Origin of the sequence: Polynucleobacter sp. AM-26B4 (genome assembly GCF_018882285.1) — a bacterium.
Classification (GTDB): domain Bacteria; phylum Pseudomonadota; class Gammaproteobacteria; order Burkholderiales; family Burkholderiaceae; genus Polynucleobacter.
Window position 1 is genome coordinate 701,257 of the sequence record NZ_JACVOT010000001.1, and the last position, 14,053, is coordinate 715,309.

At 43.9% G+C, this 14,053-nt stretch carries 13 protein-coding genes; 6 read left to right on the plus strand and 7 right to left on the minus strand.

The features are described 5' to 3' along the window. Positions 1–3: 3 nt before the first annotated feature. Complete coding sequence (gene mraZ / locus ICE88_RS03450; protein WP_216249472.1) at positions 4–432, minus strand: division/cell wall cluster transcriptional repressor MraZ; 429 nt, start codon at positions 430–432, stop codon at positions 4–6. Between the two features lie 194 nt (positions 433–626). Next, a complete protein-coding gene (gene coq7 / locus ICE88_RS03455) occupies positions 627–1,280 on the minus strand; it encodes a 2-polyprenyl-3-methyl-6-methoxy-1,4-benzoquinone monooxygenase (RefSeq protein WP_216249477.1) in 654 nt (217 codons plus the stop codon). Between the two features lie 219 nt (positions 1,281–1,499). On the opposite strand from coq7, the gene ICE88_RS03460 reads away from it, so the two are divergent. Beyond that, a complete protein-coding gene (locus tag ICE88_RS03460) occupies positions 1,500–2,672 on the plus strand; it encodes a porin (protein ID WP_216249480.1) in 1,173 nt (390 codons plus the stop codon). Positions 2,673–2,706: 34 nt separating this feature from the next. On the opposite strand, the gene bioB is transcribed toward ICE88_RS03460, so the two are convergent. After that, entirely contained in the window at positions 2,707–3,684 is a 978-nt protein-coding gene (bioB, locus tag ICE88_RS03465) for a biotin synthase BioB (RefSeq protein ID WP_255535192.1), read from the minus strand. A 45-nt stretch (positions 3,685–3,729) separates the two neighbouring features. Here bioB and ICE88_RS03470 point away from each other — a divergent pair, with 45 nt between their 5' ends. The 4 genes from ICE88_RS03470 to bioD are packed head-to-tail and all read left to right on the plus strand — an operon-like array spanning position 3,730 to position 7,985. After that, positions 3,730–4,710 (plus strand): tripartite tricarboxylate transporter substrate binding protein, encoded by a 981-nt coding sequence (locus tag ICE88_RS03470; RefSeq protein ID WP_216249485.1) that lies wholly within the window; start codon positions 3,730–3,732, stop codon positions 4,708–4,710. After that, positions 4,707–6,050, plus strand: a complete 1,344-nt coding sequence (gene bioA / locus ICE88_RS03475) for an adenosylmethionine--8-amino-7-oxononanoate transaminase (RefSeq protein WP_216249487.1) — start codon at positions 4,707–4,709, stop codon at positions 6,048–6,050. The genes ICE88_RS03470 and bioA overlap by 4 nt, the downstream gene beginning before the upstream one ends. Continuing rightward, positions 6,047–7,267, plus strand: coding sequence for an 8-amino-7-oxononanoate synthase (bioF, locus tag ICE88_RS03480; RefSeq protein WP_216249491.1), 1,221 nt, complete (start codon positions 6,047–6,049; stop codon positions 7,265–7,267). Before bioA ends, bioF begins: the two co-directional genes overlap by 4 nt. Then, a complete protein-coding gene (gene bioD, locus ICE88_RS03485) occupies positions 7,257–7,985 on the plus strand; it encodes a dethiobiotin synthase (RefSeq protein ID WP_216249495.1) in 729 nt (242 codons plus the stop codon). Before bioF ends, bioD begins: the two co-directional genes overlap by 11 nt. 45 nt (positions 7,986–8,030) lie before the next feature. On the opposite strand, the gene ICE88_RS03490 is transcribed toward bioD, so the two are convergent. After that, complete coding sequence (locus tag ICE88_RS03490) at positions 8,031–9,710, minus strand: long-chain-fatty-acid--CoA ligase (RefSeq protein WP_216249497.1); 1,680 nt, start codon at positions 9,708–9,710, stop codon at positions 8,031–8,033. A 135-nt stretch (positions 9,711–9,845) separates the two neighbouring features. Between ICE88_RS03490 and ICE88_RS03495 the strand changes: the two genes are divergently transcribed. Continuing rightward, positions 9,846–11,045 (plus strand): M20 aminoacylase family protein, encoded by a 1,200-nt coding sequence (locus ICE88_RS03495; RefSeq protein ID WP_216249500.1) that lies wholly within the window; start codon positions 9,846–9,848, stop codon positions 11,043–11,045. A gap of 60 nt (positions 11,046–11,105) precedes the next feature. On the opposite strand, the gene ICE88_RS03500 is transcribed toward ICE88_RS03495, so the two are convergent. The 3 genes from ICE88_RS03500 to ICE88_RS03510 form a co-directional block, all read right to left on the minus strand. Continuing rightward, complete coding sequence (locus tag ICE88_RS03500; protein WP_255535194.1) at positions 11,106–11,825, minus strand: DUF3047 domain-containing protein; 720 nt, start codon at positions 11,823–11,825, stop codon at positions 11,106–11,108. An 83-nt stretch (positions 11,826–11,908) separates the two neighbouring features. Beyond that, positions 11,909–12,685: an enoyl-CoA hydratase gene (locus tag ICE88_RS03505; protein ID WP_216249521.1), complete on the minus strand. Its 777-nt coding sequence runs from the start codon at positions 12,683–12,685 to the stop codon at positions 11,909–11,911. 52 nt (positions 12,686–12,737) lie between these two features. Next, on the minus strand, positions 12,738–14,018 hold the full coding sequence (locus tag ICE88_RS03510) for a murein transglycosylase A (protein ID WP_370624425.1): 1,281 nt from the start codon (positions 14,016–14,018) through the stop codon (positions 12,738–12,740). Between the last annotated feature and the right edge of the window lie 35 nt (positions 14,019–14,053).

Sequence of the window (14,053 nt, forward strand, 5' to 3'; positions counted from 1 at the left end):
ACATCAGAAGGTGAATTGTTTGAGAGCATCTGGCATGCCTTGTGCGATTGCAACTTGCTCTTTTTGTGCATATGTTGCGGCATCCCATAATTCAAAGTGACTGCCCATTCCCAATAGCATCACATCGCGCTCAATACTTGCGGCAGCTCTTAATTCTGGGGTGACCAAAATTCGACCAGATCCATCCATCTCTATGTCAGAGGCATTACCTAAAAAGATTCGGCGCCACCAATGAGCATCCATTGGCAATTGTGCGATGCGACCTCTGAATGCTTCCCACTCAGAACGTGGGAAAAGTAACAAGCAACCATCAGGGTGTTTTGTGAGCGTGACTCTGCCTTCGCCTTGTAATTGCAAGACGTCACGATGCCTTGCAGGAATCGACATGCGACCCTTGGCATCGAGAGTTAATGCAGAAGCACCTTGAAACACGAATATTTCCCCACTTTTTCACACTTTTCCCCACTTTAGAGGATGCGTAATTCATGGTCAAGTGTTTTAGGTGGTTTTTTTGTAAATTCTTTATTTAGAACAAGCACTTAGACGCACATGTTGATACTATTTTACTGGTAAAAATTCAATAAAAACATGGGGCTGGAAAATACTCTTAAGAAGTTAGCTTAGGGTTAGACGCGATAAGCTGTGACGGTCATTACTTTGGCCATTGTTTTCATGACCTTTTGAACAGCGCTTGGTAATTCAACTCCACCCTCTTGAATCGCCATTTGTCCGTGTGCAATTTCATCGGCACGCATTTGCGCAACAATTGCACGTGAGCGATGATCATTACTCGGCAATTCTTTTAAGTGCTCATCCAAATGATGTTCTACTTGTTTTTCTGTTTCAGCAACGAATCCTAAACTGATTTTGTCACCTGCTAAACCAGCGATTGAACCAAGCACAAATGATCCCGCATACCAAACAGGATTGAGTAAACTTGGACGAGAATCTAATTCTTCCAATCGCCTCTCGCACCAAGCCAGGTGGTCTTCTTCCTCAATCGCTGCATGCTCTAATTTATTTTTTAAGTCATCACTTTTTGCGTGCAACTTTTGTGATTGATACAAAGCCTGCGCACAAACTTCTCCAACATGATTAACGCGCATCAAACCTGCAGCATGTTTTTTTTCTTCAGCGCTTAATTCAGTTTCATTCATTGTTGACGCATCTGGAACAGGTCGTCTCATGGGAGTTGCACCAACTATTGAACGCAATGCGCGATCAAATTCGATGATGAAACCATCAATAGGATGTTGGGATGATTTTGCAAATGAGCTCATGGGAATATCTTAAACGCTCAGACGATTATTAGTTTTGACACATATCAGGGGTTTTTGTTGTTTTATTACAACATTAATCACATAAATAACCTTAATTTTAATGGTTAACTTGGTTTATTAATGACTTTATTGTTATCTTTGTAATAGGTTCTTATGTAGAACCTGTGAAAAAACACGGTATTTGTTGTTTTTTTACATCACTACTTTTACGGAGAAACAATGAAGAAATCGCTCATCAGCGTAGCGGTGATGTCCCTTATGGCTTCACCACTGGTCATCAAAAGTGTCCAGGCTCAATCCAATGTCACCATTTACGGCACGGTTGATGCTGGCATGAGGTATCAAAATCATGCGGGTAAAGATCAGCTAGGTAACAGCAAAGATTCTCAGTTAAGCACTAACTCAGGAGGTTTATCAGCACCTCACCTTGGTTTTAAAGGAGAAGAAAATTTAGGTGGCGGTAATAAAACTTTTTTCAAACTAGAAACTGGCTTTGATATGAACACGGGTGACAACAATTCATCCAGTGACACATCAGTGCACGGCAAAAAATCAGAAAACAAAAGTTTCTTTGGACGCCAAGCGCATTTAGGCATTAGTAATCAATCCTTAGGTCAATTAACCATCGGTCGTCAGAACACTGTTAGCTATGACACGATCAAAGATTTTGATCCAACGAATAACTTGAACCAAAAAGGTTTGATTCATTATTTGAGTGGCTACACAGATTTGAAAAATAATCACAATCGTTCTGATGCCACCATCAAGTATCAACACCAACTCAACCGCGTGACATTTTTAGCGAGCTATCAAAGTGGCAATCAAGTCGGCTCTTTGAAGCATGGCAGCAGCACAGCGATTGGTATGAAGTATCGTGATGCCAACTGGTCTGTCGGTGGATCGTTCACAGAGATTGATGTTGCTAAATCAGCAGGCACTGCTGCTAAATCATCGCAATCATTGGGCTCAACAAAGATCATTAACTTTGGTGGTGAATATCGCTTTAATCGTTGGACATTTAAATCAGGCATGTCTCATTCAAAGCTGCCGGCTATTCAGCGTGGCAGCATCTCACACACAAGTCATCAGTCATCTCCAGAACGTGATCAATTGGCATCTGATGTATTTGTGAGTGCTTGGGGTATGCAATATCAATTAACTCCTAAGGTGGGCTTAGGTCTTGCTCACTACATAAAATTGCACCACGATCACAAGAGTCGCCATCTGGTCGACAAAGATAAAAGCTTGGTCTTAACCAGCGTTTATAAACTGTCAAAACAAACTGATATCTATGGTTTCTTAGATCAACACCGCAATTCAAATGGTGTTGCTAATGGCAATCGTCAGAAGAGTCAGTATGGTATGACCGCTGGATTAAGACACAAGTTTTAATCCAGCCGCCAGGTTGGGTTAGGCTTAGTTAATCTTAGACAAGCACTTCAGCTTTACAAGCTGTTTTAGTTTTCAAGCCTAGCTCAGCTAACAGCTCACGATCGGCATCTGCCTCGGGATTGTCGGTTGTGAGCAATTTATCGCCGTAGAAAATCGAATTGGCGCCCGCCATGAAACACATCGCTTGAACTGGTCGACCCAATTCTTGACGACCTGCTGATAGACGAACTCTTGCTGTTGGCATGGTGATACGTGCAATCGCAATGGTTCTCACAAACTCCAAAGGATCAACACCTTTTTGATCTTCTAATGGAGTGCCAGGAACTGGTACCAAATGATTGATAGGCACTGATTCTGGGTATGGATTTAAATTCGCTAGCTTGGCGATCAATCCAGCACGTTGGCGACGAGTTTCGCCCATACCAATGATGCCGCCACAACAAACAGACATGCCTGCACTGCGCACACTTTGTAATGTATCCAAGCGATCTTGGTACTGACGTGTATTGATCACTGAACCGTAGAAATCTTCGCTGGTATCAAGATTGTGGTTGTAATAATCAAGACCCGCATCACCCAGAGCTTTTGCTTGTTCAGGTGCCAACATGCCCAATGTGGCGCAAGTCTCTAAACCTAAATCTTTAACGCCTTTGATCATGGCAACCACTTTTTCGATGTCGCGATCTTTTGGTTCGCGCCAAGCAGCACCCATACAAAAACGATTCGATCCTGCTTCTTTAGCAGCTTTTGCCGCAGCCAAAACTTCTTCGACATCCATCAACTTAGTTGCTTTGACATCGGTGTGATATCTGGCTGCTTGTGGGCAGTACCCGCAATCCTCAGGACATCCACCCGTTTTGATTGACAACAATGTGGCTAACTCAATATCACCCTCTGGAAAGTTTTCTTGATGGACTTGTGCTGCGCGAGCCATCAATTCATTCATGGGCAATTCATAGAGCTCTAAGACCTGCTCAACAGAAATGGAAGAGTATTTTTTAGGGTCATTCATAGTCATAATTGCCAATGATACAGGTCGAAGTGTTCAAATAGAGGTATGCGTCACATCCTAACTTTTATTTCTTTAAGTATCCTGACCTTTGCGTCTTATGCAGAAAAGTCTTGGCCTAACCGCAGTTCAGAGCCAGTCAAAATCATTGTCACCTTTACACCTGGTGGAGCACCTGATATTTTGGCCAGAATTTTGGCTGAACATTGGCAAAAAGACCTTAATAATCAGGTAATTGTTGAAAATAAACCAGGTGCGGGTGGCAACATTGGCACAGAGCTGACTGCCAAAGCTCAACCCAATGGTCATACGCTGGTGATTGGAACAGTTGGAACTCTGACCATCAATCCCTTTTTATACAAAAATCTTAACTATGATCCTCGCAAAGATTTAGAGTCGATCACTTTTTTAGCCAGCACTCCCAATGTATTGGTATTGAATAAACATGTGCCTGCAACAGATGCAAAAAGTTTGATTGCCTTAGCCAAGTCAAAGCCTCATGATTTAAGTTACTCATCTTCTGGTGTCGGAACATCGATTCATTTATCAGGTGAACTATTTCAACAACTGACCAAAACAAAAATGAAACACATCCCATACAAAGGCAGAGCGCAAGCCATGCCAGATTTATTGGGTGGTCGAGTACACATGAGTTTTGATAACTTGGCTTCCGCATTGCCGTTGATTAGATCGGGTGACTTAAAAGCAATTGGGGTCACCAGCATGCAGCGTTCAATCCACGCACCAGACATCCCCACCTTGAGTGAGTCTGGCGTACCTGGTTTGAAAAACTTTCAGGTCACCTCATGGTTCTCTCTGATGGGTCCTGCAGGGATGAATAAAGCCGACGTACAAAAAATTGCGCTAGAAACAAAACGCATCCTGAATCTTCCAGAAGTGAAAGAACGACTGTCAGCCATCGGCTTAGAAGCAAATCCTCAAGGACCAGAGGCATTGAACCAATTAATTCAACAAGACTCCAAACGTTGGTCCAAGTTGATCGAGGACACAGGAATCAAAGCTGAATGAATCCAAAAACCTCTTCACTCTCTCAAGATCTTGTAGAGCGCAGCTTGGCATCTGTGTGGCACCCTTGCACTCAAATGAAACATCATGAGCAATTTCCCTTGGTGGCAATTTCTCATGGCAAAGGTGCGTGGTTATACGACCATGATGGCAATCGCTACTTGGATGCGATCAGCTCTTGGTGGGTCAATTTATTTGGTCATGCAAACCCATCGATCAATCAGGCACTGAAAGATCAACTGGATTCTTTAGAGCACGTGATGTTGGCAGGCTTCACACACAAACCTGTGGTGGAACTATCAGAGCGCTTAAGTGCTCTGACACAGCATCAATTGGGTCATACCTTTTATGCATCTGATGGCGCATCAGCGATCGAGATGGCATTGAAGATGAGTTTTCATTATTGGCAAAACAAAGGCTTGCTAGACAAAAAAGAATTCATCTGCCTTAAAAACAGTTATCACGGTGAAACACTAGGCGCTCTGGCCGTTACCGACATTGCAGTCTTTAAAGAAACGTATGGTCCACTGACTCACCCAGCTCACATTGTTGCAAACCCCGATGCACGTCTTGCAACAGGCACTCAAACTGCTAAAGACATCGCAACAAGCGCGCTTAAAAATTTAGAAGAGTTGTTGAGTAAGCAGTCAAAAAATATTGCGGCCTTGATTGTTGAACCATTGGTTCAATGTGCCTCAGGCATGGTCATGCATGATCCTTCTTATCTTCAAGGCATCAGAAAACTTTGCGATCAATATCAAATACATTTGATCGCCGACGAAATTGCTGTGGGTTGCGGCAGAACAGGTACTTTCTTTGCCGTTGAACAAGCGGGCATATGGCCTGACTTTTTGGCTTTATCTAAAGGCATCAGCGGTGGTTACTTACCCCTATCGCTCGTCATGACGACTGATGAGATTTATGAGGCCTTCTACCACCAAGATGTGCGCAAAGGATTTTTACATTCTCATTCATACACAGGCAATCCTTTGGCTTGTAGAGCAGCCTTAGCCACATTGGATATTTTTGAAAAAGAAAATATCCTAGAAAAGAACAAAGTTCTTGCGCAGCAATTAGCGGCAGCTTTTGCTTGGACCAAAGAAGATGAACGAATCATTCATTTCAGGCAAGCAGGCATGATCCTGGCCTTTGATATCAAAGCAGAGCATCTCTGTGAGAACTTCGCAAAAGAATTTTTTGCGCACGCTTTAAATCAAGGCGTTCTGGTTCGCCCAATTGGTTCAACGATTTACATCATGCCGCCGTATATCATCAGTGCTGATGAAATCACTCACTTATCAAAGGGCATTCAAGTAAGCTTGAATGCCACAGTCAAAGCATGACCCTCAGATACATCGACCATTTCAATCATCTTCTAAGCGACCTAGAGCAGCACTCGCTTAAAAGAACGCTGAAGATTTGTGACAGCGCCAGTGCGCCTGTGATGACAATTGATGGTCAAGTCATGCTGACTTTTTGCAGCAATGACTATTTAGGACTGGCCAATCATCCTGAATTAACCAAAGCAATTTCTGAAGGTCTACAACTATTTGGGTCAGGCAGTGGCGCATCACACATGATCAGTGGTCATCATCGCCCGCATGATGATCTAGAAAAAGCTTTGGCGAAAACTCAAGAAGCATTCATTCCAGAAGTTCGCGCATTGTTTTTTAGCACAGGCTATATGGCTAATCTAGCGGCCATCACTGCGATCAGTAGCAGCCTTGGATCGAATCAAGTGATGAGCATCTACTCTGAAGAGTTGAACCATGCATCACTGATCGATGGCGTTCGTTTGGCCAGCAAACAAAATCAGGCCAAGGTGCAAGTATTTCCTCACCAAGACTTGCAAGCTCTTGAACAACTTCTAGCCAATGACACTAATGAATTTAAATTGATTGTCACTGATGGCGTCTTCAGCATGGATGGCGATCTTGCACAAGTCACTGCATTACTCAAACTGGCTCATCAGTACGATGCTCTGATTTTGGTCGATGATGCTCATGGCTTTGGCGTTCTTGGTCAACACGGTTTTGGCATTCTTGAACATGCCGGCATTCAAAAATCTGATGAAGCTGCATCAAGAATCATTTATATCGGCACCTTGGGTAAAGCAGCCGGCATCAGTGGTGCATTCATTGCTGGTCATCAGACATTGGTGGAGTGGATCTTGCAAAAAGGTCGTCCTTACATTTACACCACTGCATCTCCGCCTGCGATTGCTCACGGCTTACTCAAAAGCTTAGAGTTGATCTCTGACAACTCTTATCGCACAGCGCTGAATCACAATATTCAGTATTGGAAAAAAACACTGCGCCTAAAAAAATGGGGGTTGATGCCATCAGACACAGCCATCCAACCAATCATGATTGGTAAAACTGAAGACGCATTGAAAGTGGCTCAACAACTTTACAAAAAAAATATCTGGGTACCAGCGATCAGACCTCCGACTGTGCCGGCGAATACCGCCAGACTGCGCATTACATTCTCGGCAAGTCACACGACTGAACAGATTGATCAATTAATTCAAGCGCTGATGGAGATTGAAGATGACCTTTAAATCTAACAATCCCAGCGAACTTGGCAAAGCTGGTTTTTTCGTGACCGGCACAGACACAGAAGTTGGTAAGACATTAATTTCTGGCGCCTTGATCACCCACTTAAAAAAACAACACGCTGTGGTTGCCGCTTTCAAACCTGTGGTTGCTGGCTTAAGAGACATTGCTGGAAAGATGTGCAATGAAGACATCTTGGCGCTATCCAGCGTTATGACTTACAAAGCACGAGAAGATAATTTGGATATTTGTCCATATCAACTCTCAACACCAGCAGCCCCTCATTTAGTTGCAAAAGCATCCGGCATACACCTCGATTATTCAGTGATGCTCAATGCCTTCAAAGATTTATGCGAGAAATCAGATGCAATCGTAGTTGAAGGGGTAGGTGGTTTCAAAGTGCCGTTTCATGATGACAAAACGAGCGCTGACTTTGCCCAAGATATTGGACTACCGATCGTCCTAGTGGTTGGCATGAGATTGGGCTGCATCAATCACGCCTTACTCACAGTTGAAGCCATTCAGACAAGGGGCTTGCGCTTGGCTGGATGGGTGGCTAACACCATAGGTCCTATGACACTGCTTCAAGAAAATATTGCGACCTTAGAAAACCTGATACCAGCGCCTCTGATGGGAGTTATTCCAGAGCTACCCAAAGAGATCATTCAAGTGCCTTACAGCATCAACGCCATGGAAAAAGCTGCCGGTTTTTTAAAAATCTAAAAAATAAAAAGCTTTCCTCAAGCTTAGTTATCTCTTAGTTATCTCTCAGTTATCCCTGAGCTCTCGGCGCAAAATTTTGCCAACTGTTGATTTTGGCAATTCATTTCTAAACTCAATGAACTTTGGTCGCTTGTAATTGGTTAATTGTGTTTTGCAATACTCAAGCACCTGACTTTCAGTCAAGCCAAGATCTTTTTTAACGATAAAGACTTTCACAGCTTCGCCAGCTGGACCATCTTTCACACCGACCGCTGCGCACTCTAAGACTTCGGGCATCATCATCAAGACTTCTTCAACCTCATTGGGGTAAACATTGAACCCTGACACCACGATGGTGTCTTTCTTGCGATCAATGATTTTGACGTAACCATCGGCAGTCATGTAAGCGATATCGCCCGTTTTAAAAAACCCCTGGGCCGTCATTGATTGCTTTGTTTCAGTATCACGCTTCCAATAAGAAGCCATCAACTGAGGGCCTTTGATGCAAATCTCTCCAGGCTCACCAATGGCGACCGAGCGCTCTTCGTTATCCAAAATCAAAATATCGGTTCCAGGCAAAGGCAAACCAATCGTTCCTGTGAAGCCATCGATCAATGGCGTATTGCAACAAACCACCGGTGAAGTCTCAGAAAGTCCATAACCTTCAGCGATTGGTTTGCCCGTTAACTTTTGCCAACGATCTGCCACTGACTTTTGTACAGCCATGCCACCGCCAATGCTTACTAACAGTGATGAAAAATCAATGCTTGAAAATTTTGGATGATTCATCAAAGCATTGAACAAGGTGTTCACCGCAGGAAATACGTGAAATTCTTTCAAGCCCTTCAGCAACTTCACAAAGCCTGGAATATCTCTTGGGTTGGTCACTAAAATATTCAAACCCCCGGCCTTAAGACCAAATAAGCAACACGCGGTCAAAGCAAAGATGTGATACATCGGCAAAGCACAAACAAACACCAATTGCTCAATGCGCAAACCTCTCAAACCTGGCTCAAGCCAAGCATCGATTTGCGCAATATTGGCCAAAATATTTCGGTGCAATAAAACCGCTCCTTTGGCCACACCTGTTGTACCTCCGGTGTATTGCAAGAAAGCGATTTCATCGCCCTTCATGGACACAGGTACAAAAGAAGCTCTGAAATTTTTTCCTTTTTGCAAAGCTTCCTGAAAACCGCTCACGCCATTCAACGACCAGCTTGGCACTGCTTTTTTGACATGCCTGATGATCCAGTTGATCAAATGTCCTTTGATCCCCATGAGCTCACCAACATTGGTGACCAGCACATGCTTGACTGACACTTGATCCTGAATACTCTGAAAAACATGCGCAAAGTTTTCCAAGATCACCAAAGCATCTGCGCCAGAGTCATTCAACTGATAAGCCAGTTCACGAGCGGTGTACATTGGATTGACATTGACGACCACACAACCGGCTCTCAAAGACCCCAATAAAGCGATTGGGTACTGCAAGAGATTAGGCATCATCAATGCAAGGCGATCACCCTTACTCAAGCCTTGCGACTGTAAATAAGCGGCAAATTGCCAAGACAATTCATCTAATTCTTTGTAAGTGATTTTTTTACCCATGCAATCAAAGGCAAGTCTTGAGCCGTATTGAGAGAATGATTGAGCAAATAAATCATTCAATGACTCAAATTGAGCACCATCCACTTGATGCGGCACCCCATCGGGATAACTGTTCAACCAAGGTTTATCTTGATTCAAGGCATTTCCTTTAAAAAATCACATGTGATTGACTGCTTCAGAAACACTGTACCAAACTTGGGTAATTCTGAAGTAATTAGCATGACTGCTATATAAGAGCTATGATTAGGGTTAAGTCACTCATCAATCAAGATTATGAAATTATTACCAGAAATCTTAGAGTCTGCCGAAGTCATTCAAGCGATTCGCCGCGATATTCATGCACACCCAGAGTTGTGCTTTGAAGAAAAACGCACATCTGATGTGGTGGCTCAAAAATTAGAGTCTTGGGGCATCAAGATTCATCGTGGCTTAGGTAAAACCGGTGTTGTCGGAATCATTGAAGGATCTTTAGGCAAAGGTCGCAGCATTGGTTTGCGTGCAGACATGGATGCACTACCACTCCAAGAACACAATCATTTTGAACACGCTTCCCAGCACCCTGGAAAAATGCACGCTTGCGGTCATGATGGCCACGTGGCGATGTTATTAGGGGCTGCACAATATCTTGCGCAACATCGCGAGTTCAAAGGCACGGTTTATCTCATTTTTCAACCGGCCGAAGAAGGCGGTGGCGGTGCCAGAGAAATGATTCGTGATGGCCTGTTTGATTTATTCCCTTGTGATGCCGTGTTTGGCATGCACAATTGGCCAGGCATTCCAGTCGGTGACTTTGGAGTGACCCCAGGACCCATGATGGCTTCTAGCAATGAGTTCCAGATCACTGTCAAAGGTAAAGGTGGTCACGCCGCATTACCGCACAACAGCGCTGATCCAGTGTTTGCTGCCAGTCAAATCATTGGCTCACTACAAGCCATCATCACGCGCAACAAACGCCCAGTTGATGCAGCTGTTCTATCGATCACTCAGTTTCATGCTGGCGATGCCAGCAACATCATTCCTGACAGTGCCTGGATTGGTGGCACGGTCAGAACGTTCACGCACGAAGTACTTGATTTGATTGAATCAAGATTGCATCAAATTGCCAGCGCTACTGCGCAAGCATTTGACTGCTCAGCAGAAGTGACCTTCTCTAGAAATTACCCGCCCACGATCAATCATGAAAAAGAAACTGCTTTTGCGGTTGATGTCATGAAAGAATTGGTTGGCGAGCATCACGTGAACTCAAGAATTGATCCGACCATGGGTGCAGAAGACTTTGCCTTCATGTTGCAAGAAAAACCTGGCTGCTACGTGTTCATTGGCAACGGTGATGGTGATCATCGCTCACAAGGTCATGGCCTTGGTCCTTGCCAACTGCACAACCCTTGCTATGACTTCAATGATCAATTGTTGCCACTAGGAAGCACTTACTGGGTGCGTTTGGTAGAGCGCTATTTAGAGTCGACTAAATAATCAAACTGAAGAGCTTCTAAGAAATCATGCAAAGACTCAAGGCCTCACAACCTTGGGTCTTTATTTTTTTGCGGATGCTTTCTTTAATTCAATATCACCATAAATCGCATTGACTTTGCTCTTGGTGTTGTCTGAATCAGTCAACAAACCCAAACCAATCACTTTGCCGGGCGGCTCATTAAAAGCCATCTGATAGTCTCTTGATAAGTCTCGCTGATGCTTCTGCCACTGGCCCAAGCGATCACTACCACTATTGACAACAATCATCTTGATTCTGGATGTTCTAGGGCTTGGAATGATTGATTCAAGTGGATTCTTTGATGACCACACATACATCAAACTGGCATAGGGCATATCGTGACCACTGATGATTTTTGCCATTTCAAAAACCATCTGATCTTTGAGTGGCAATTTTGTTTTATCACCATCAAATGCCACCACGATTCTCAACGGTGCATCATCTTTGGTTGATTCTTGATTATCGGCCTCAGCAATCACATTCATGGCCTTCCACTCCCAAGACAACACTTGTTGCGCGGCAGGTCTTGGCTTGAGTGGCAAAACCAAACCAGAGGCAGCCACATCTGCACTTGCATGCAGAACGGTGCGGCCTTGATAATTCTTCAAGGTGTATTGAGTTTTATTCTTCTGCGGAGTGACTCGCCAAATTTGCCATGCTTTAGGTAACTTCCCACCCTCATTGAGGATTGAAAACTTATCAATGTTCTCGGGTGGAGGCACATTCTTTTCAGCGACATCAATCGTCGCGCAGGAGCTCAAAAAAAATACTCCCAAGAAAATAAATCCAAGTTGCCTGAGTGATTTCAAGGACGGTCTTTCAGAAAAATTAGCTTACTTTAAATTTATTGATTCTTGAATTTTGCAGGTCGCTTTTCTAAAAAAGCCTTCATGCCTTCTTTCTGATCTTCTGTGGCAAATGCTGCATGAAACATTCGGCGCTCAAAACGAATACCTTCACTTAGAGAGGATTCATAAGATGCGTTGATACTTTCTTTGACCATCATCACAATCGGTAAAGACATTTCTGAAATAGTTTTTGCTGCACCCATGGCTTCTTCCATCAGGCGCTCTGCTGGCACAACTCTAGACACCAAGCCAGCTCTTTCAGCCTCTTGCGCATCCATCATGCGGGCCGTTAAACACATGTCCATCGCTTTTGATTTAGATACCGCTTTTGGCAAACGCTGTGTGCCACCGGCTCCTGGCAAGATACCCAATTTGATTTCAGGCTGACCAAACTTAGCGTTATCTGCAGCAATGATGAAATCACACATCATTGCCAACTCACAGCCACCGCCCAAAGCAAATCCAGATACAGCAGCAATCACAGGTTTACGAATGCGACGAATGGTTTCCCAATTCTTAGTGATGTAATCACCTTGATAAACATCATTGAAACTAAAGTTGGCCATGCCGCCAATGTCTGCACCCGCAGCAAAGGCTTTTTCACTGCCAGTGATGACCATGCAAGAAATTTGATCATCAGCATCAAACTTTAAAAGAGCGGCGCCCAATTCGTTCATCAATTGATCATTCAAAGCATTCAGTGCTTTGGGTCGATTAAGAGTGATCAAGGCCACTCGATCGTTTACCGACGTAATAATCATTTCATCACTCATAACAACCTCTTTTTAAGTTAACACCCTAATAGTAATGCTCAAAGGTAATACTTTAGCGCGGCAAAAATACCCACATGCGCCCTTGCTGCTTCATTCTGCCAGCATATTCGCCTGCCTGATCACCCGTACCCCAATAAAAATCTGCTCGTACCGCACCGACGATCGCACTGCCAGTATCTTGGGCCATCATCAAACGACGCAAAGGTTTTTCACTCAAAGGGTATGTGCTGGCCAAATAAACAGGTGCGCCCAAAGGGAGTGCTTTAGGATCAACCGCAATACTGCGCTCGGCCGTCAATGGCACACCCAATGCACCAATAGGGCCCACACTGACATCAGCCACCGTTGGCATTTCTCTAAAGAAAACATAACGCGGATTAGCGTTCAACATTTCTTGAACGCGCTGTGGAGAATTTTTCTTTGACCATGCTTGAATACCTTGCATGGTGGCGGCTGAGGTATTAATTTCTTTACGATCTAACAACCATTGTGCAAAAGATTTGAACTTGTGATCATTGGTGCCAGCAAAACCCAAACGAATCACCTTGCCATCACTCATCCTCACACGACCAGATCCCTGAACCTGCATGAATGCCGCAGCCACAGGATCATCCACCCAAAGAATTTCTTGACCCTTCAATTGACCACTGGAGAGTAATTCAGCGCGGCTTGGTAGTTCAGCTGGTTTACGTTTTTTCCAAGCATCGGGGTATTGATGAATCGGTGTCTGATAAACCCCACCTCTTTGACGAGAGCCATTCAAGTACGGCTCGTAATAACCAGTGACCAAACCTTGTGAACTTCCAGCTCTTGCACCAGTCTGATGCCTGATCTCCATCACCTTCATGTGGGTTTCAAAAAAATCACGGATGGATTGATTACTCGATGAATTCACACGATTAGCCATTGAACAAACTGACTTCCAATCTAGACCGCTTGGATTTCGTCTGACCAAACCTTCACAACTTCTTTTCCAAGCTGGCCATGCAGCTGTTAAATCATCGTCATACCAACCTGGTAAATCATTCCATGATGCATTGATTAATTTAGATACTGATGATGAATATTCGCTTGAACTTGCCGAGCTGCTCTTAGAAACTGGTTTTGCTTTGTACTCGGGTGCGCTGGCACAAGAAATCAATGCCAATGCAAAAGCAATCAAAAGTCCGTATGATAAAAACCTCTTCACACCGATACCTGAATGACGAACATCAGATTCAAGCAAAAGGAGCTGCCCGTTGAGCGATTTATTTGACCAATATCCCATGTTGTTATTTTTGATTGAAGCAGGCGCTGCGCTTGTATTGTTTGTGATCATTGTGGTTTGGACCATGATGGGTCGCCGAAAAGACAAATGATAAGGCTCTA

Coding starts and splice junctions, on each gene's coding strand:
- coq7 (WP_216249477.1), bottom strand. CDS start 1,280: ATGAGCTCATTTGCAAAATCATCCCAACATCCTATTGATGGTTTCATC.
- ICE88_RS03460 (WP_216249480.1), top strand. CDS start 1,500: ATGAAGAAATCGCTCATCAGCGTAGCGGTGATGTCCCTTATGGCTTCA.
- bioB (WP_255535192.1), bottom strand. CDS start 3,684: ATGAATGACCCTAAAAAATACTCTTCCATTTCTGTTGAGCAGGTCTTA.
- ICE88_RS03470 (WP_216249485.1), top strand. CDS start 3,730: ATGCGTCACATCCTAACTTTTATTTCTTTAAGTATCCTGACCTTTGCG.
- bioA (WP_216249487.1), top strand. CDS start 4,707: ATGAATCCAAAAACCTCTTCACTCTCTCAAGATCTTGTAGAGCGCAGC.
- bioF (WP_216249491.1), top strand. CDS start 6,047: ATGACCCTCAGATACATCGACCATTTCAATCATCTTCTAAGCGACCTA.
- bioD (WP_216249495.1), top strand. CDS start 7,257: ATGACCTTTAAATCTAACAATCCCAGCGAACTTGGCAAAGCTGGTTTT.
- ICE88_RS03495 (WP_216249500.1), top strand. CDS start 9,846: ATGAAATTATTACCAGAAATCTTAGAGTCTGCCGAAGTCATTCAAGCG.
- ICE88_RS03505 (WP_216249521.1), bottom strand. CDS start 12,685: ATGAGTGATGAAATGATTATTACGTCGGTAAACGATCGAGTGGCCTTG.
- ICE88_RS03510 (WP_370624425.1), bottom strand. CDS start 14,018: ATGGTCCAAACCACAATGATCACAAACAATACAAGCGCAGCGCCTGCT.